A 19,735-nucleotide genomic window follows, 5' to 3' on the forward strand; every position below is an offset into this window, starting at 1 on the left:
TATAGAATGTAAATGAGTATCAGGATGTATCATTTCATGGAAAATGTGTATAATACATCTAAACTACATCTCCTCCATAATGCACTTACCGCTTCCCGCTTTTGTCTCCCATTTCCAGGTATCAATTATCTGAAGCTTACCATTTTTACCTGTTTTTAATGTATCGTAAGCATTACCACTGTTTTTCTCTCCATTACAATTTACCTGGATGTAATGAAAAACGAACCTGTCCCCGTCAATGTAGCCGGTTAATTCGCCTTCCTTTATTTTTCCCCCTTCATAATAACCCACCACCAGTTCATCATTCTGGAAAAACGTGAAAATAGTTTCTTCATTGACCTCTGCTCCCGGGCCTGAATTCTCAACTACAGTGAATCGTCTGTTGTGTAAGTTCACCATTGATTTTGAGCTAGTCTTTTTAAGCATTCTGGCCATGTGATAGAAGTCGAGCGTACATTTGCCATCAAGAGGTATCTGGCAACTATTTAGAGTTTTGTAATTTCTTCCTTCGTAAAACTGTTGAGCTGGTATGGCAGCGTGAAGAACAAGAAATTCAAACCCATTATCCCGTGCCCTGTCCTCAAGTACATTCATAATTTTACTTCCAATACCCCTGCCCTGAAACTTCGGAGATATAAAAACACGTTTAATAGTTCTTCTTACCAGCATGCCGGTGCCAACAATTTGATCATCCAATGTGAATACAACGGCAAAACCTTCTTCTATATCATTTATTACATTTTCCTTTGATTGGTATTGAATGAAAAAATCGATTGCTGGCTGAGGGTAATATCTGCTATAAGAATGTCGGGTTGTTTTATGAATCAGCTCAAGCACCTCCTCGGTATCCCGGGGCTGTATCTTTCGTATCTGTTCTTTCATAGTAGTATCCTTGGATGCTTACCGGCTTTGAGTGTTAATGTGAATCAATGTTTCAATATACGTTTTTACCGTATTGAAGCGAATGCCTAAACAATCCTGCCAGTTGCCCATCAAAACGTAAGCATTTAAGGGATCTACTTCTGCTAAAAAACGCCGAATAAAGAGTGCATTTCAATTTGTGTAATCAATTCTTGATATTTTTGGCAAGAAAAAGTTATTTTGTTCACAAAAAAGGTGAATAATAAAGGAAGATATGTATGAAGCTTTCAACCCGGTGTGAGTACGGGGTGCGTGCTATGGTCTGGATCGCTCAGGGATACTCTAAGGGTGCAGTCAGGAAAAAGGATATTCTTGAAAACGATCCCATACCGGAATCCTATTTGGAGAATCTGTTAACCACATTACGTACCTGTGGATTTTTGCATACAAAGCGTGGTGTTGGGGGGGGGTATGCTCTTACCCGTCCGCCGTCTCAAATAACCATGTTACAGATTGTGGAAGCGCTGGATGGTGCCCTTGTGCCCCGGGAATGTGTGCTTAATCATGCGATTTGTGATAGGAGTGAATCCTGTTTTCTGCGTGAAAGCTGGAACTCTATGTATGCGGCGGTTCAAAAAACTCTGGGGGGGATCACTTTGCAGGATCTCGTCAAAAAAAGTGGGGCAGGTAAGCAGGGGTAACCTGAAGCCATAAGGAGAGCGAATCAGAGGTCGAGGGTAAAGTTCTGGCTTGGTATTAGCAGTGTACGGTAATTGTTCACAAAGTCTGTGAAAAATAGGGGCGGGGTTTAGAAAACGTTAAAGTATTCATGATGCAGTCTGTAGAATCATAAACTAAAGGTGGTTAAGATGGTGGAACAATCGGTCGAAGCTTTTGCGAATATGGCGGTGAAAAAGCGTGATTTCGCAAAAAAGTCTCCTTTGCGCTATTTCCTTCTCTCGATGATGGCCGGGGTGTATGTAGGTTTTGGAATAATATTGATTTTTACCATTGGGGCCCCACTCAGTGAGCACGGGTCAGCGTTTGTGAGAGTTGTGATGGGAGTTTCTTTCGGTGTGGCACTTACATTGGTTATTTTTGCCGGTTCCGAACTTTTTACCGGTAATAATATGATCCTTACCATAGGGAGTCTCTCAAGGAAAGTAAAGTGGGCTGAAAGTGTCAGGTTGTGGACTTTTTGTCTGCTTGGAAATCTGGCGGGTTCTCTTCTACTGGCGTGGGTATTTGTAGAGAGCGGACTTGGCCGTAATGAATCTACTGCTCAGTTTATTGCGCTTACCTCTCAGGCAAAGTCGGCAGTTCCCTTTACCGAGCTGTTCTTAAGAGGAATATTATGTAATATGCTGGTATGTCTTGCAGTTTGGACAAGCGGCAGGACTTCAAATGATGGAGCTAAAGTGTTTCTTATCTTCTGGTGTCTGTTTGCGTTTATCGGGGCAGGCTTTGAGCACAGCATTGCAAATATGACACTCATTGGAGTTACCCTCTTTTTACCTGACATAGCACTGGGAGAGGCACTCGCAGGGTTTGCTGCCAATCTTATCCCTGTCACGCTTGGAAATTTTGTGGGTGGAGCGGTTTTCATTGGCGCCGCTTATTGGTATATTGCTTCAGTTCCTTCAGTTAAAACCGCTGTAACATCAGAGAAAAGGTTAGCAAATGAATCGATTGCTAAAGAATAAAGAATGTAATAGTCTGCTCGGGGGGTTATCTGCAGATTACCGTTTCTTTGCTCCGGTAAGAAGAGCAGGCCGTGGACGTTTATCAGACACTGATCTTATAACGTACGATCAGATCTCATCTGTTGAAGAGATTGTGTGGGATGAAAAGACTCTTCGTTCGGCAAAAGAGATTATGTTTCCCATTACAGAAACACTGATGCGCTTTGATCAGAAAACCATTTCTCAGCCATCGGTTGTTGATAACAGGGGGATAGTTATATTCTGCCGCTCCTGTGATATACATGCCGTAAGCAGGCTCGATAAGATATTTCTGGATAATGGGACCAGTCCCGATCCCTACTATGAGCGGTTGCGTGAAAAGATCCATTTCGTGTTGATGGAATGTGCTGATCCGTTTAAAAGCTGTTTTTGTGTTTCGATGAAAACCAATATCCCGGAAAAGTTTATTGCCGCTGTGCGTGAAGTGGATGGAGGGCTTAAGGTGCTCTCTCAAAGACGTACTTTAGTAGACAAACTGTCTACTATCGGCTCTGAGTGTGAGTTTGAACTACACTACCCAAAGCAAAATGGAACAGAAGTGTTTCCACCGCAAACGCTTGACATGCCTTCGGAGCTTTATGATCATGAGATGTGGGATGAATACTCGGGCCGCTGCATCGCCTGTGGACGCTGTAATACATCCTGTCCAACGTGCAGCTGTTTCTCTGTTCATGATGTTATGTATGATAAGGATTCCGGACAAGCTGGTGAGAGGCGAAGAGTGTGGGCCGGTTGCCACATAGATGGATTTACCGATATGGCCGGGGGTATGGAATTTAGAAAAAGTTCAGGAGCCCGTATGAGGTTTAAGACGTTTCATAAGATATATGATTATCGAAAACGTTTTGGTGAGAACATGTGTGTAGGATGCGGGCGATGCGATGATATTTGCCCCGAATATATCTCCTTTTCAAATTGTATAAACAAAGTATCAGAACAACCAGGTACACAGGGTGAAAGCTTATGAAAAATCCGTATTTACCTGAACCATGCCGAATAGTGGCCATAAAGGAAGAAACAGATATTGAATCAACCTTTACACTTAAAAGTAGTATACGCCCGCAGCATGGTCAGTTTGTTGAAGTATCAAAACCGGGAGTAGGGGAGGCGCCTATTTCGGTGAGCGGATTTGGTGAGGGATTCATTGAACTTACTATACGCAAAGCCGGTCACCTTACAGGCAAAATCCTTGAAAGCCAAGCAGGGGAAACTCTCTTTGTGCGGGGACCTTACGGTGTTTGCTTTCCCGCCGATCTGTTTGCTGGAAAAAATCTTATTGTTGCCTCAGGAGGGTGTGCGGTGGCACCCGTTCGAACTTTGATCAGATCGCGACTGGCAGATCAGGAGCAGGTATCGCGCACCTCTCTTCTCTTTGGATTTAAAGACCCCCAATCTATACTTTTCAGAGATGAAATTGATGATTGGAAAGAAGCTGTGCCGGTTGTGGTAACTATTGATAAAGAGGCCTGTTCATGGACCGGAAAAACAGGGTTTATCACTGCCCACGTTCCTGATGTCGCAATCGCTGACCCTGCAACTTCGTATGCCGTTGTGGTGGGGCCTCCCGTAATGATGAAATATACCACACAGGAATTTATGAAACGCGGTTTATCCCCTGAAAACATCTACGTTTCTTTTGAAAGGCGAATGGCATGCGGGATTGGGAAGTGTGGACACTGCAAAATAGATGACAGCTACGTATGTGTTGATGGCCCGGTATATAGATATGATAAAGCACTACGTCTTTTAGACTGAAATGAACTGGAGAGAGTATGATCCGTGATATCAATCGTAAGAAAGTAACTAAGAATGCCTGGAGACTGACCAGCAGTCGCAACAAAACATGCCTGAGAATTCGTGTTCCCGGAGGGCATCTGGATGCACGGCACCTTGATCTTATGAAGCATATTGCTCAGCAATTTGGAAACGGCACTGTGCATCTGACAACCAGGCAGGGGTTTGAGATTCCGGGGATTGATTTTAATGCAATGGCTCAGATAAATGAGCTTATATCTGAGTATATAAAGGAAACAGAACAAAAAATCGGGGTACAAATTCCAACACCCCGCGAAGGGTACCCATCTGCGGGAACAAGAAACATCTCCGCCTGTATAGGAAACAGAGTCTGTCCGTTTGCAAATTATGACACAACCTCCATGGCTCTGGAGATAGAAAAAACGGTATATCCCAATGATTTTCATGTAAAATTAGCATTGACCGGATGCCCTAATGATTGCATTAAGGCGCATATGCAGGATATCGGTATTATAGGTCAGGCACTGCCTGAATTGGAATCGCAAGCCTGTATCGGTTGTGAAGCGTGTGTCAAAAACTGCAGAAAAAAGGTCACAAATGCACTTACGGTGGTTGATCATAAGGTTGAGAGGGATAATCGTCGCTGCATTGGCTGCGGCGAATGTGTATTGGTTTGTCCCACACAGGCCTGGAGCAGAAATCCGGTGAAATACTTTCGTTTGGTAATAATGGGGCGAACAGGGAAAAAGAATCCCCGCTTAGCAGCTCCCTTTGCCGAATGGTTAACTCAGGATGAAGTGATAGCGATCCTTAAAAACCTGTATCCCTACATTGATCGCCACATCGACAGGTCTCTTGTTAAGGAACATGTTGGTTACATAGCCGACCGAACAGGGTATAAGGAGCTGCGAAACTGGCTGCTTAAGGGTATTAAGCTTAATCCCAGGGCACGTATTGCCAAAACTATGCAATGGTCGGGGTATGAGTATGGATATGATACCGACAGGTGGGATTGTTCTCAGACCATTGCTGAGAGTACTGGTGAGTGATTCTGAATAGCTCATTTAAATTGTAAATGCACCTAACCTTTGAGTGGTGACTTTTAGTTTTACCCGTTGTTAAAATTAATGCAGTGTGGTAGCCCAATATCGATCTAAACTTTGGCACCAAGGAGCGATAAGCAAAACAGCAGCTCTGGAGCAGTTTTTGCTCAATGTCAAAGGTAGATCTCTCATAAAAAACCACCTAAGCATAGAACTCAACGGGTTAAAACGCCAAATGGCACTCAAAACTAAATTTGTGCACATCTTCAGGCACCGAAGCGCACAGCTATGGCTTGCACCTGTTTTTAGTGTTTTTCTTGCAGCCCTTCTGGCAGCTTTGATTATTTGGATCGATGTATATGCAGACTGGGGTGAAGAGCCGCCATTTCCGGTCTTTGTTGGGCAGGCCGATACCGCACGTGATCTGCTTTCGGTTATTGCTGCATCGGTGACCACTCTTTTAGCTCTCATCTTCACGATTATCACGGTCGCCATTCAGCTTGCAAGCAGTCAGTATTCTCCCCGAACACTGAAAACACTTCTGACTGATCGTCCCAGCCATTTCACCATCGGAATATTTGTGGGCACCTTTACCTATACCTTAATCGTGCTCCTTTCACTTCGTGCGGTTTCAATAACTCCCCAGGATACTACTGTGGTTGCCGGACTCTCTATGACCGGCGCATTCGTTTTAGCTGTTTTGAGTCTTGGAACGTTTGCGATTTACAGTAACCATATTCTCCATTCTGTGAGAATTACATCACTTATTTCCAGGGTAGCAACAATAACCCGGGACCATATAAACCGATACTACCCCCACGAGTATAACTATACCGAATCTGCTGAAAAAACAACTAAGTGGAGGCCACCGGTGACTCCTGTGAAAACTGTTCATAGCCCTGCACCTGGAGTTTTCACCGATTTAAAAGAGGATAGGCTCCTTGAGCTTGCGTCGGATGCTGACTGCACACTTGTGATAGTACCCCCTCTTGGGGCATATGTACCCGGGGGGGCACCTATTATCAGGGTGTATGGAGAAGGCGATCTGCCCGAAAATCTCCAACAGCATATAACCCTTGAAACAGAGCGATCCTTTTCCAGAGATATTTCCTACGGAATACGGCAGCTGGTAGATATCGCAATACGGGCACTCTCAACGGGAATAAATGATCCCAGTACCGCAGTCGATGCAATCGATCATCTGCATGATCTGCTACGGATCATAGCCCGCAGAGAACTGCCGGGGGATGAGTATGTGGACTCTGAAGGAAAGGTAAGACTCATTGTAAGAACTATCGCATGGGAGGATACGGTTCGTTTGGCACTGGATGAGATACGTTTGTATGGAAAAACTTCGCTTCATGTTGTACGTCGCCTTCAGGCAATGCTTGATGATCTTATCGAAGTTTGTCCCCAGCCACGACTCAGTGCTCTTATTCGACAACGGGATCTTTTGAACTCCTCTATTGCGCAGGAATTAAAGAGTGATTAAAGCTGCTCTACATCTCAACGCTTTTAAGTGTGTCCTCAGTGAGGGTGGCGAGGTTTTTGTTCTTGTTCCATGAAGAAAACATCCTGCCTTTTCAGCGCAGAAGTAACTCCCAGTTTGACGAGCTGAGTCGACGTCGAACGTCAGGGCTCTTTCTCCTTCAAGAAAGTGCGACACTTAAGCAAGTGTCAAAACTCTTGTCCAAAATAGGATAAAATAAACGAGGGTTTAGGGTAAACGCTCCGCAATTACCCTGAATAATGTCTTAATCTCAACTAATTGATCTCTTGACTTTCTAAACGCGAAGCGTTTACCTCTGCGCTCTTTGCGTTCTCTGCGTTTTAAAATCCCCTTTTTCAACCCTTCCGACCTTTGGGTCTGAATCAATAATCCTTTTCCAAAAGAGCGGGAGGCAGATGTAAATGTGGAGCAGATGGCATTAGTGTTCGCTTAATTTGGACAGCATATTAAATGAAAAGAGGGTCGTTTTTTGTAATGAAGTAAAAATGCTCATAATTGAATCAAAAATGAAGGTATTTTAACTGATTAAGACCTATTTTGGACAGCAGTGAAGTGTCAAACTCAGGAGTTAGGTTTTCATCAGAAGCTAATGCCCAGTTCATCGAGTGGAGTCGATAGGCGGGACGTCAGGGTTAGGTATAGTTCATTGAGCTGGAGCTTAAACGCAAAAAGCAACAGTTCTTTTTTTGGTACTAACACCCGGGGTTGCGCCATAAAGCTGCTACCCCGGGCGGTTATAGCACTCCTTTGAGTGTCAATGGTTACGGCAGATTCTGTGTTTCGTTTCAGAATCACTTATTTGACATACTTACTTCATTTTCAACAGAAAGTTTAGCAGCGATTTCTGCTACATGCTTTCCCTGAAAACGTGCTGCGGCAAGTTCTGTTTCGCTGGGCATTCTCTCCCCGGATCCGCCGGTAATTGTGCCTGCGCCATAGGGTGAAGATCCCGATAGTTCACCGATACTCATCTGCTGTGAAAAAGTGTAGGGCAGCCCAACATAGATCATACCCAGATGAAGCAGGGTTGGTATGAAGGTGAGGATTGTAGACTCCTGACCACCATGTTGGGTAGCAGTGCTGGTGAAAACACTGGCAACTTTCCCTACCATTTTGTTTTCTGCCCAAAGTTGCCCTGTACTGTCCAGAAAGGAGCGCATTTGTGAGCACATATTTCCATACCTGGTAGGGGTACCGAACAAGATCGCGTCATAGTCGGCTAACTCCGTTGGCTTAACTACAGGGTCTTGTCTGAAATGTTTCCGCGCTTCAAATGCTCCAAGTTTCTCCAAGAGCTCTTCAGGCAATGTTTCGGGTACCCGTTTTAAGTCAACTGTTGAATCGGGTACACTTTGTGCTCCCTGAGCAGCAGCTTGGGCCATCTTGAAGATGTGACCGTACATTGTGTAGTATGCTATTAGAATTTTCATAAGGCTCCTTCTTAAAACCGTCTTCAACTTACATCTCACGCTCTTTTCAGTGCAATGCCTGTGCCATAAAACTGTTTTGTTCCACAGGCCCTTTGGGGGTATCTTTTCTCCGCAGAGGAAAGTATAAAAAGTGTATTACTGAACACATCTGTTTAATGAACACGACAGGCAACCACAGTCACTGCTTAAGCCTAAAATCATTATATTCTTGCATTTAGGGCGTAAATATGGTACTAATCTTAAAGGAAATAATGTTTTTGCACTATATATGACAGGTAGGGGCAGTCTTGAAAGCTTCAATAAACGGATTAAATCGCTATGCGCTTCAATTTGCAGGCAAATTATGCGGCACCATTGAGGACATGACCGGTGTTCATTTCAAGGTAAAGAAAAGCACTTTAAAGGAAGCAGCCTTTTGTACCGGGAAAAATATGGTGGTGTTCATTCCGTTTGCTGGTACGATTCAGGGTAATTGTATAGTAGCATTGGATGAGAAGGTAGCGTTAAGACTTATCGGTTCAGCTGAAGATCCTGAGCAGAAGCCATGGGAGGTGCGCTCTGAGATAGCTGATGCGGTTAAAGAGATACTGAATATAGCGTTGGGTCAGTTGATGGTGCAGCTTGAAATCGACTTCGGGGTGCTTAGTTACTCATCAGCCATTGTTGCTTTCGGGGAAGTTGTGTTTCCCAAAGTAGCTTCAAGTTCGTTACTCATAGAAGGTGACCCGGGAGATATAGAGTGTGGTTTTTCACTGGATATGGTAGACTTAAAAATTGCAAAGAAGCTAAAGATGGTTACCGAGGATTTGGAAAAAAAGAGTAAACAGGTCTATATTGATTCGCTTACATCTCTCAATAACAGACGTTACTTTGAGGAAACTTTAAAAGAAGAAGTCCTACGGTCAAGAGAGTCTGAACTTGACATGAGTGTGCTTTTTATCGATATCGATTTCTTTAAACAGATCAATGACAGTTACGGTCATCACATTGGTGATTTGGTACTGAAAGCAGTTTCAAAGGTGGTCAAAGATACCCTGAGGGTAGAGGACATACCATGCCGTTATGGTGGAGATGAGATGGTGGTTATTTTACCCGAAACAAAGTTGTTAGAGGGAAAACAAGCTGCTGAAAGAATAAAAAAAGCCATGACAAAGCTAAAAATTGATGAGTGTATACAAACGGAAGAACATCGAGATATAAAAATCACTCTCAGTATCGGTGTTACCCAATTAAAGACGGATGAATCGATTAAGGAATTTCTTAACAGAGCTGATTCGGCTCTTTATTGTGCTAAGGAAAATGGAAGAGATCAGGTGGTTGCAAAGTAGGCGGGACATGTAGTTGTATCTAACTGGTAGAGCTAAATTGTTTTTGCTTTTTTACTTCTTTTTCTGTTATATAGCCTTTCATCCGCCAGTGACATTTTTTCAAAGAAACTAAGCTTCGGTTGATCGGAATGGATGACATGACCGATGCTAAAGTCCATTTTCCATTGATTTCCTGAATTGATATTGTATTTCTCAATATTCTCAAATAATCTATTTTCGATTACTTGAGCCGAATCTGAGCGGGTATTGGGTGTACACACCGTAAACTCATCTCCTCCAAGGCGGGCAATTATGTCGGTATCCCGAATAGTGGATTTAAGGATTTTGGCGAAATCACGTATGGCTTTGTCTCCTTCAGAGTGTCCCCATGTATCGTTTATAGCCTTTAGCCCATCCATATCTGCGTAAAAGAGTATGTAATCGGTACCGTTTCTTAAGCTCATTTCATGGTACTTTTCTCCCAGGAGTAAAAAGCCCCGTCTGTTATAAAGCCCGGTGAGGGAGTCGTGAGTTGACATCTCTTCCAGCTTTAGATTACTTTTTCTAAGTTGTTCGAGCACACTGTTGAGCTCTTTTGTTTTCTGCTCTCTTTCATTAAAAATCAGTATGCTTCTATAGGCTGTAGAGATCTGAATGCCAAGGTTTGTGTACACCTGTTCATCTTCTATCGATGCTTCCATCAGGATATAGCCAAACTGTGCTTCACGAAAACTGGCAGCCATCATGATAAAAGCCATGGGTTCATCGGGTAAGCTGATGTTTTCAGGTATTAATTTTCTGGTATGAAAAAGAGTTTTCTCCGGAAGAGTGATCTCTTCACCACGACAATAACCACAGAAAAAGGTTGAAGTTTTCGGTATATCCCACGTTTCATCTTTTTTGTGATTGAAGGGGCGTGGATACATAGACATAAAAAAACTTTTTATTCCAAGTCTTGGGATCTGATCACTTATCTCCTGTTTTAAATCCTTTTTGACAAAAACGCTAAGAATACGTTGAACAGCTTTTGCTTGTACATATGACTCAGTACTGTTTTTGGCTAAAGTTAGCCCAAGAAACAGTTCCCGTATTTCAGCGATTCGGCATTGCATAATAGTAAGAAAGTTTTCATCGACTTTGTTATATTTGTCGAGTATGTAACGAAGGTTAAAGAGTAAATCATCCCAAAAATTGATATCTTCATGGCGAGAAACAGTTAAATACAGAAGATCTATAAACTCTGCTTCCTTAGTAACCCGAACAGATTGTTCATCAAGATTAACTGTTTTAAATTGTTCAAGCCATGTAGACACCCGGTTCTTTAATTCTATATCTTTAAACTTTATTTGGGGCTCTAATTGATCGGTTACTTTTTTGCCTGAGCATTTGAGATTCCACCGTGAGCAGGCTGTAGACCAGCGATAAACAACTCTTGTGGGCAGAACCGTTTTTTTTGCAACGCTTTTCCCATTAATGATCTGTTCAAGAAGTTCAACAGCTTTGTAGGCGACCTGTTCAAGAGGTTGCTCTATTGAGGTTAAAGGGGGAAAAGAGTATCGGGCAGGCGCTATGTTGTCAAATCCAGTTACAGCGATATCATTTGGTATGGTTATGTTCCTCTTTTTAAGCTCTTCATATACACCAAAGGCAGCGTAATCATTTGAACAGACGATTACCTCTGGCCAGGGGAGTCCCGACTCTTCCATCTGTCGCACTGCTTTTACGCCACCCGTTTTCCAGAAATCACCGGGTAAAATTGCTCTGGGGTCAACCTCAAGACCAACATCTTTCATCCCCTGAAGAAATCCTTCCAGCCTAATCTGTGCTTCGGTATTGTTTTTGGGGCCACCAACAAAAGCAAAATTGCGCTTACCGTGTTCATGAAACAGATGGCTTACAAGTTCTCTGATACCGGAGCTGTTATCAACCAGTATTCCCGGATGTCCTTCAACCGGTTCGTTTACGGTAACCAAAGGGGTTTTCTTGTAATGCTGTAAAATATTGCTTAGTTCTGATTTTTTCGAATAATTATATATAATGCTTGGCAGGAGTATTAATCCGTCTACGCATTCCTCTGAGAGCATGTAATACATGATGTTACTCTGATATTCGTACTTATAACTCATATCGGTGTTCATTGAGCCGCAAATCATAATAAGCAGGTTTATATCCCTTTCAAGGGTTGCCTTCTTGACCGACTTGGAGAGAAATGAGTCGTAGTAGGTGTTGAGGTTTCCAGCTAAAATGGCGATAGTTTTTCTGTTTGATTTATCGCATAAAAGCTTTTTCATCTATTATGTGCTCTTGGTTTAGTATAAATAATAGTGTTTTTATGTTTTATGAGTATAGAGTACTTATAGGTGTTTTTCAAGCAAAATGTGGCAAAGATAGTCGCTCATCACTACTCGTTTGATAGCATAAACAAAATTCTTATGGAAAAAACATTGACTATGACCCGAGTTGGAACGTATATATAGGGTAGGGGGGTATGGTAGGCAGAACTCCCCAAATAGTCAGGAACAGAGTAACGTAAGGGGTACTAAATGGGGACCGGAAAAAACGAACGATCCGATCACGAGCTTAAAGCCAACCATTCCGATAAACTGAAATCTAACCTCGTTTCAAGGCTTAATAGAATAGAAGGGCAGATCCGCGGGGCAAAAAAAATGGTTGAAAACGATACTTACTGTGATGACGTGCTTAACCTTTTGGCTTCTATCCAGTCCGCTCTGAGCGGTGTCTGTAACCTGCTGGTGGAGCATCATATAAAGGGGTGTGTGGTGAAGCAGATTCAGCAGGGAGATGTTGAAGTGATTGATGAATTGATGAAGACGATACGAAGGATGTCACGATAGCAGAGCGAGGTGAAATATGGGGCAACAAAGGAAAATCAACGGTGATGCCGGTAATGAAAGTGCTGTTCAAAGGATGGATCTATCTATTGAGGGAATGTCCTGCGCAAGCTGTGCACTGAATATCGAAAAAGAGCTGGGCAAAGTAGATGGGGTCAAAAACGCAAGTGTAAATTTTGCAACACAAAAGGCCTTTGTAGAGTTTAGGCCCGAAAAAGTTACTTCCAATGAAATTATCCGACAGGTTGAGAAGAGTGGGTACAGCGTAGGTGAGTATGGAACAGAAGACGCAAGGACTCTATCATTTAAAGTTGGGGGGATGAGCTGTACAAGCTGTGCTGCTACTGTGGAGAAGACACTTAATGCTATTGCAGGTGTACGTAATGCAACGGTCAATTTTGCGTCCGAAAGGGTTACTATTTCATATCAGCCTAACTCTGTTACCCTCTCTGATCTAAAGAAAGCTGTTAGTGATGCAGGGTATACAATTGTTGAAGAGTCTGAAACTGAGGGACTTAAAGAGGAACCAGGCGTCCTTAAAGCCAGAAAAAAGATGGTTATATCGGCTGCTCTTTCGGCACTAATGATGACCATGATGGCTTTGCATATGTTTGTAACACCAATTCCGGGCTATTTGCTATTGACGGTTCTGATCGGTCTTCCGGTGGTGTTTATCAATGGGTGGCACGTACATAAAGCTGCTTTCAATGCCCTTAGGCGCAAACGTCCCAATATGGATGTATTGGTATCTTTGGGGTCACTTCCACCCTTTTTGGTTGGCCTTTTGGGGTTTTTCTATCCAATCCAGACCTTTATTGAGATGGCGACAACAATCATGACTTTTCATCTTATAGGTAAATACCTTGAAACCCGGGCAAAGGGCAGGGCCTCCCAGGCCATAAAAAAGCTGATTCAGATGGGGGCTAAAACCGCGCGGATTGTGGAAAACGGACAGGAACGTGAGGTGTCAACCGATAAGCTTGAGGTTGGTCACATAATGGTAATACGACCCGGTGAAAAGATTCCCACCGATGGGGTCGTGGTTGAAGGCTCATCGCTGGTAGATGAATCGATGGCAACAGGTGAATCGATGCCGGTGAAAAGGAAAACGGGGCAGCAGGTAATTGGCGCGACAATCAATAAACAGGGAATGCTGAAGGTCAAAGTAACCAAAGTGGGAAGTGAGACCTTTCTTTCGCAGGTAATAAAGATGGTAGAGCAGTGTCAGGGCTCAAAAGTTCCCATACAGGAGTTTGCCGACAGGATCACAGGGTATTTTGTACCGGCAATAATTATACTTACCGGGCTTACATTTCTGTCGTTTCATCTGTTTCCAGGCTTTCATCTTGCCATAATCCAATGGGGAGCAACATTTCTGCCGTGGGTAAATCCTGAACTATCAATCTGGACACTATCATTTATCACCGCAACTGCAGTACTTGTGATTGCCTGTCCCTGTGCTTTGGGGCTTGGTACCCCGACTGCACTGATGGTTGGAAGTGGTATGGGGGCTGAACGGGGAATACTGATACGAAACGGGGAAGCGGTTCAGACACTTAAAAATATTCGTATCATCGCTTTTGATAAAACCGGTACCCTTACCAAGGGAAAACCTGAAGTCACCGACATTGTGCCTGCCGACGGGTCCGATACCAGAGAACTGCTCTATTATACCGCAAGTGTTGAACACGCCTCAGAGCATCCTTTATCTCAATCGGTTTTGCAAGCAGCATCACAGAAGGGAATAGAACTCGGTCGTGTGGAAAACTTCTCCGCCATTTCGGGGATGGGAGTACACGGTGCGGTAGATGGTAAAGAGGTTCTGGCCGGTAATGAAAAGCTGATGGATCATTACGGTATACATTATTCTCAACTCACTCAAAAACTCCGCACGCTTGAGAGTGAAGCAAAGACTGTAATGATTGTTGCTGTTGACAATAAACCATTGGGGCTGGTAGCCCTTGCCGATACTTTAAAGGAAGATTCTGTGCAGGCAATTAAATCTCTGGAGAAACGGGGTATAAAAACTGCGATTATAACCGGGGATAATGAAAGAACGGCTGCTGCCATAGCCAGAAAAGTTGGTATAAGTCGTGTTATTGCGGGAGTTATGCCGGAAGGTAAAGTTCAGGAGATCGCTTCTCTTCAAAAAGAGTTTGAGATGGTGGCGATGGTGGGTGATGGCATAAACGATGCACCAGCCATGAAACAGGCAAATGTTGGAATCGCCATAGGAACTGGCACCGATATAGCAATAGAGGCGTCTGATGTCACCTTGGTAAGAGGAGAGCTTAGTGCTGTACTTTCGGCGGTTAGGCTTTCCGAGGAGATCTTCTCTAAGATAAAACAGAATTTCTTTTATGCATGGGTTTATAATGCCATTGCTATACCGGTGGCTATGCTTGGTTTGCTCCATCCAATGATTGGAGTAGCTGCCATGTCTATGAGTTCACTGAATGTGGTGTATAACTCCCTTGGGCTTAAAAAGAAGACTATATAGAGGGGCCCAGGGCTATAAATATGTTGTGCTCAACGGATAATAATGATATAGTAATGGAACGCAATGCAAAGAACCCTTTTGGTAAGAGGATTCAATGGTAAGGAAAATTGTAATCGGTGTATTTATTTTTGTGCCAGTACTAATTCTTGTTGCCGGAGGTGTTTTTTATGCTCGTCTGGGCCAAATGGGGCGGGCTTTAAAAGTTGAGTATGAACGAATCGCTCCGGTCGATCTTGAGGGAATCGGAAACGGTACTTACAAGGGGAGTTTTGGAGTGTTTCTGGTGCATGTCGATCTTGAGGTAACAGTGTCGGAGGGCAGGATAACCGGTATAGATGTTATTGAACAAATAAGCGGCCCGGGATATGAAGCTCTCGAAACGGTCGATCGGATAATAGAGGCTCAGTCCCCAAAAGTTGATGCGATCACCGAGGCCACAGGGAGCAGTATCTGTATTATGGCTGCAACACACAACGCGCTGATAGCACAAAAAGAGAGCACTGTAGCTCAACACTAAAACACAGGAACGATTTTCCGCAATAAACTAGTGTAGCGAAATATCCTTAGAACTGCTCAGGGCTGCACACTTAAGAACAATTCGAATCTTTATTATTGAAGTGGACTATTGTATTTTCCAAATATCACTAAAACGTAAATTATGGAGAATAAGGATGCTTAAAAAAGGGTTAATCATTGCCGGTATTCTTCTACTGATACTTTTGGTTGCAGCCGGTGGTTTCCTTTGGCGCTTAAGGAGCATGTATAACAATTTTGAAGCTGAATACCAGACGATTACGCATGTGAATCTTCAGGAAGTAGCAGATGGTGTATATGAAGGAAGTTTTGGTGACTTTTTAGTGCATGTTGATCTGCAGGCAACTGTTTCAGGACATAAAATTACACAGTTAGAGATTATACATCAGGAATCCGGAGCTGGTTATGAAGCACTGGAAACTGTTGATCGGATTATTGAAGCTCAGTCTCCCCGGGTCGATGCGGTTACCAAAGCTACAGGAAGCAGTATTTGCATAATGGTAGCGACCTACCGGGCCCTTGTGGGTGAAAGTGAACGGTAAGGATAGTTGAACCGTTCACCTTTTGCTCAGGAGTAGATAAACTACATAGTAGTTCACCCGCCATAAAAAGACCATCCGGTTTTCAAATGCGCATCTCAGGTACAGTATGTGCAATTACTAATTATGTCTCTTGTATATGATTTCAAAAAAAGTGTCAAAGGAAGGGCCAAATGATAAGGAAAACTGTATACCTGATCATAGCATTGCTTCTTTTGGTTGGAAATGTACATTCAGAGCTGATTATTGTGGATGATTTGGTAGTGTATGACTCCGAAGCCGATCGATACTGGTATCGCTACGGAACCTATTATCAGGGACTACCGGACTTCTCGATTAGAGACTACTACTCCCTCTCAGAAGCAGTGGAAGCCATGAATCATGACCCCGCACTTAGCAATCACCGATGGGATGAGTGGTATGTGGCAGGAAAAGAGGAGATTAATTCACTTCTTCAAAATGAACCTGGTGATTTTTTCATTACATTTCAACATGACGTTTGGGATCTGGGGTATGTTTACGACCGTTTTTTTGATAAGCGGAATCCAGCTGATCCCAATCAGTACGCGGCGCTTAGCGTATTTATTCAAGATACCCTCATGTGGGAGGATATCTTCCCCGAAATTCCAGTACCTGCTCCCGAGGTAGAGATTCGTTATGTGGATCACGATGATTGGACTTTAGGAGTGATGGCTAATCGTGGCATTTGGGCTACAGCAGACTCCAGGGCGGCTGTTCCCGAACCATCACTACTTCTTCTTATGGCCGGAAGTGTTGCAGGGCTTGCGTGGGCTGCCTTTAAGGAGAGAAAAAAAGACAAAGCTCTTTGCTGAAACAGTACCGTTGGTTGCTTTAGGCCGGGTGGTTATCCCGGCCTTATAAAAGGTTAACGTACGTCAGTTAAAAGTAACAATTAACATTCTTAAAGGGAAAACTTATGGGCTCGATTCATATAGTTACCGAAATGTACACTTCTGAGCTGTTCAGATGGTTTCAAACTGAGTATGAGTTAGTGAGTTCTTTACCCTCCAGTGATTTCGATCTGTGTATAATCGATTGGCTAACCTTGCAACACGTCGCTACTCGTTTAAAAGAGATAAAGCAAAAAAGTAATGAGTTGTATAACCCGGTGCTTCTTATCAGTGAAAACGGGCAGGTTGATATGGCCAGAGAAAATTTTGGGGAGATTATTGATGAAATAGCTTTTGTTCCGCTTAACCCCTATGAGCTCAGACTTCGGATACAAAATCTTATGAGGGCACGGGAGTTTTCTCAAAAAGCAGAAAAGGCCGGTGAACGTGAGCTGCAACTTAAGCTGCAGGCACAGCGCCTGGACAATCTTTCTGAAAATGTTCCGGGGATGATCTATCAGTTTGCCGTTAAACATGATGGTACAAAGTTTTTTGAGTATATCAGTAATGGTATCAGGGATATATTTGAAATTGAGCCCCGGGAGGGACTTAATGATCCTATGCTTATAATAAATCCGGTACATCCCGAGGAGATCGATAAATTTATGGAAACACTAACGTATGCCATACAGAATAATGAGCCTTTTTTCTGGGAGGGGCGCTATATCATAAAGGGAAAGACAAAATGGCTGAGAAGTGCTTCCACACCACACGAAACGGATTACGGTCTAACCTGGGATGGTGTTTTGGTAGACATAACCGCGCTTAAGGAAGCCGAGGCGAGAATACGGGATTTGGCGAAATTTAATGAACAGATAATTGAAAGCACCCATGAGGGAATAGTTGTTTGTGATACCAATTTACATATCACCAAATGGAATCGTAGCATGGAAGAGATTAGTGGATTGGCACGGGAACAGGTTATCGGACGTCATCCTCAGGATGTGTTTCCATTTCTTGTCACAGAGGGTATGTTTCTGCAATTTGATCAGGCTCTTGAAGGAAAGCAGGTACAAACAAAAGATTACTGGTTTGTATTTGCCGACAGTGGTGCCAGAGGCTGGGCTGAAAACACCAATGTACCTCTTCGTGATGCAAAGGGAGAGGTAATCGGGGTGTTATGCGCGGTAAATGAAATAACTGAGCGAAAAAATTACGAACAGGAGCTTCAAAAGACGGTGGAAGCTCTTAAGAAGCGCAATGAAGAGTTACGGATGATCAATGCTGAACTGGATACCGCCTATGATCGGTTAAAAAATATTGACAGAGCTAAAACAGAGTTTGTCACCACCGCATCTCATGAGATTAGAACACCTCTGGCAAGTATTTTGGGCTTTGTACAGACGGTGCTTTCTCCGGACATCCAAATGCCGGATCAAAAACAGAAAGAATATCTTAAAATTGTTGAAGCCGAAACCATGCGTTTAAATCAGCTGGTTGATACGATGCTCAATATCTCTCGTTTGGATGCAGGAAAACAGCAGCTTCAGCTTAGCACTTTCACCCTTTCAGATCTTGTACATACAATAAAAAACACCATCTCTATTGAGAGCAAAAGGGCTATTACGATAAATGTTACCGAAAAAGAAAGAGGGCTGGTGCATGCTGATAAACAGCAGATAAGCCAGGTGATAAGAAATATCCTTAGCAACGCGATTCGTTATACCAGGCAGGGTGGTACAGTAGAAATTTTAATTGACAGACGTCCCGAGGAAGTACTGGTTGCTATAAAGGATCAGGGGCCTGGTATTCCACCTGACAAAATTGAAGCTGTCTTTGAAAAATTCTACCGAATCAAAGAGGATACCACAACTGCCGGCCGGGGCAGCGGGTTAGGACTATCGATCGCGCGTGAGATTATAATGGCTCATAATGGTAAAATCTGGGCAGAATCTAAAGTCGGTGAGGGAAGTACGTTTTTCTTTACATTACCGTCTGTTATAGAAATGGGGGGCTAAAAGGGCAAGCCCCCATATTCAATCCATCCACGCTTCTTCTTCATAGGGAGCATTGTTGTCCATGACCCTGTTCCGTGTGCCATTCATTCGATCGGATTTCCAGTTAACAGGATTATTAGTAATGTATTTACGTATACGATATAGTTCCTGTTCATCGCGGATAACGTGGTCATGGTACCTATAGTGTAAAAGTCGTTTATTAAACGGCGGGACCAGATTTAATTTTACGCCTTTTATATATCGGGTTGTGATGATGGATTTAAAGGCACCAACGATGTCACCCAACGTTTTTTTCATGATTTCGTCGTTCATACCGGGCCCACCCACAAGGGGTGGCCTTACACCATCCGCCCCGGCATGATGCGCCTCGGCACCATGTGGCCCGACACCATGCTCTCCGACACCATGCTCTCCGACACCATGCTCCCCGACACCATGCTCCCCGACACCATGCTCTCCGACACCATGCTCTCCGACACCATGCTCTCCGACACCATGCTCTCCGACACCATGCTCCCCGACACCATGCTCCCCGACACCATGCTCCCCGACACCATGCTCCCCGACACCATGCTCCCCGGCACTATGCTCCCCGGCACCATGCTCCCCGGCACTATGCTCCCCGGCACCATGCTCCCCGGCACCATGCTCCCCGGCACCATCCTCCCCGGCACCATCCTCCCCGGCACCATCCTCCCCGGCACCATCCTCCGCAGCACCATCCTCCGCAGCACCATCCTCCGCAGCACCATCCTCTGCAGCACCATCCTCTGCAGCACCATCCTCTGCAGCA

17 protein-coding genes are annotated in these 19,735 nt (G+C 43.8%); 13 read left to right on the forward strand and 4 right to left on the reverse strand.

The genetic code is table 11. From position 1 onward, the window contains the following. Positions 1 to 63: 63 nt before the first annotated feature. Positions 64 to 882, reverse strand: a complete 819-nt coding sequence (locus tag QA601_03625; GenBank protein ID MDG5814154.1) for a GNAT family N-acetyltransferase — start codon at positions 880 to 882, stop codon at positions 64 to 66. Positions 883 to 1,139: 257 nt separating this feature from the next. Between QA601_03625 and QA601_03630 the strand changes: the two genes are divergently transcribed. The 6 genes from QA601_03630 to QA601_03655 all read left to right on the forward strand — a co-directional run bounded on the left by QA601_03630 (position 1,140) and on the right by QA601_03655 (position 6,893). Then, entirely contained in the window at positions 1,140 to 1,562 is a 423-nt protein-coding gene (locus QA601_03630) for an RrF2 family transcriptional regulator (protein MDG5814155.1), read from the forward strand. Between the two features lie 168 nt (positions 1,563 to 1,730). Continuing rightward, entirely contained in the window at positions 1,731 to 2,564 is an 834-nt protein-coding gene (locus QA601_03635) for a formate/nitrite transporter family protein (protein ID MDG5814156.1), read from the forward strand. Further along, positions 2,542 to 3,570 carry an anaerobic sulfite reductase subunit AsrA gene (asrA, locus tag QA601_03640; protein ID MDG5814157.1) on the forward strand — a complete coding sequence of 343 codons (1,029 nt, stop codon included), beginning with the start codon at positions 2,542 to 2,544 and terminating at the stop codon, positions 3,568 to 3,570. The genes QA601_03635 and asrA overlap by 23 nt, the downstream gene beginning before the upstream one ends. After that, a complete protein-coding gene (asrB, locus tag QA601_03645; GenBank protein ID MDG5814158.1) occupies positions 3,567 to 4,358 on the forward strand; it encodes an anaerobic sulfite reductase subunit AsrB in 792 nt (263 codons plus the stop codon). The genes asrA and asrB overlap by 4 nt, the downstream gene beginning before the upstream one ends. A gap of 17 nt (positions 4,359 to 4,375) precedes the next feature. Then, positions 4,376 to 5,407: a sulfite reductase subunit C gene (gene asrC, locus QA601_03650; GenBank protein ID MDG5814159.1), complete on the forward strand. Its 1,032-nt coding sequence runs from the start codon at positions 4,376 to 4,378 to the stop codon at positions 5,405 to 5,407. A gap of 229 nt (positions 5,408 to 5,636) precedes the next feature. Further along, positions 5,637 to 6,893 carry a DUF2254 domain-containing protein gene (locus QA601_03655; protein ID MDG5814160.1) on the forward strand — a complete coding sequence of 419 codons (1,257 nt, stop codon included), beginning with the start codon at positions 5,637 to 5,639 and terminating at the stop codon, positions 6,891 to 6,893. A gap of 809 nt (positions 6,894 to 7,702) precedes the next feature. Here the strand turns inward: QA601_03655 and wrbA are convergent. Next, positions 7,703 to 8,341, reverse strand: coding sequence for an NAD(P)H:quinone oxidoreductase (gene wrbA, locus QA601_03660; protein ID MDG5814161.1), 639 nt, complete (start codon positions 8,339 to 8,341; stop codon positions 7,703 to 7,705). Positions 8,342 to 8,628: 287 nt separating this feature from the next. Between wrbA and QA601_03665 the strand changes: the two genes are divergently transcribed. Continuing rightward, positions 8,629 to 9,669 carry a diguanylate cyclase gene (locus QA601_03665; GenBank protein ID MDG5814162.1) on the forward strand — a complete coding sequence of 347 codons (1,041 nt, stop codon included), beginning with the start codon at positions 8,629 to 8,631 and terminating at the stop codon, positions 9,667 to 9,669. A gap of 32 nt (positions 9,670 to 9,701) precedes the next feature. Here the strand turns inward: QA601_03665 and QA601_03670 are convergent, their stop codons facing one another. After that, positions 9,702 to 11,939, reverse strand: coding sequence for a GGDEF domain-containing protein (locus tag QA601_03670; protein ID MDG5814163.1), 2,238 nt, complete (start codon positions 11,937 to 11,939; stop codon positions 9,702 to 9,704). Positions 11,940 to 12,191: 252 nt separating this feature from the next. Between QA601_03670 and QA601_03675 the strand changes: the two genes are divergently transcribed. The 6 genes from QA601_03675 (at position 12,192) to QA601_03700 (ending at position 18,942) form a co-directional block, all read left to right on the forward strand. Continuing rightward, positions 12,192 to 12,503, forward strand: coding sequence for a metal-sensitive transcriptional regulator (locus tag QA601_03675; protein ID MDG5814164.1), 312 nt, complete (start codon positions 12,192 to 12,194; stop codon positions 12,501 to 12,503). A gap of 16 nt (positions 12,504 to 12,519) precedes the next feature. Next, a complete protein-coding gene (locus tag QA601_03680; GenBank protein MDG5814165.1) occupies positions 12,520 to 15,000 on the forward strand; it encodes a heavy metal translocating P-type ATPase in 2,481 nt (826 codons plus the stop codon). 94 nt (positions 15,001 to 15,094) lie between these two features. Continuing rightward, positions 15,095 to 15,517, forward strand: a complete 423-nt coding sequence (locus QA601_03685) for an FMN-binding protein (GenBank protein MDG5814166.1) — start codon at positions 15,095 to 15,097, stop codon at positions 15,515 to 15,517. A gap of 154 nt (positions 15,518 to 15,671) precedes the next feature. After that, entirely contained in the window at positions 15,672 to 16,076 is a 405-nt protein-coding gene (locus QA601_03690; protein ID MDG5814167.1) for a hypothetical protein, read from the forward strand. A 170-nt stretch (positions 16,077 to 16,246) separates the two neighbouring features. Then, positions 16,247 to 16,906, forward strand: a complete 660-nt coding sequence (locus QA601_03695) for a PEP-CTERM sorting domain-containing protein (GenBank protein ID MDG5814168.1) — start codon at positions 16,247 to 16,249, stop codon at positions 16,904 to 16,906. Positions 16,907 to 17,010: 104 nt separating this feature from the next. Continuing rightward, positions 17,011 to 18,942, forward strand: coding sequence for a PAS domain S-box protein (locus QA601_03700; protein ID MDG5814169.1), 1,932 nt, complete (start codon positions 17,011 to 17,013; stop codon positions 18,940 to 18,942). An 18-nt stretch (positions 18,943 to 18,960) separates the two neighbouring features. On the opposite strand, the gene QA601_03705 is transcribed toward QA601_03700, so the two are convergent. Next, positions 18,961 to 19,735: hypothetical protein (locus tag QA601_03705; GenBank protein MDG5814170.1), on the reverse strand; the 775-nt coding region annotated here is incomplete at its 5' end.

The organism is Chitinispirillales bacterium ANBcel5 (genome assembly GCA_029688955.1).
GTDB classification, from domain to species: domain Bacteria; phylum Fibrobacterota; class Chitinivibrionia; order Chitinivibrionales; family Chitinispirillaceae; genus Cellulosispirillum; species Cellulosispirillum alkaliphilum.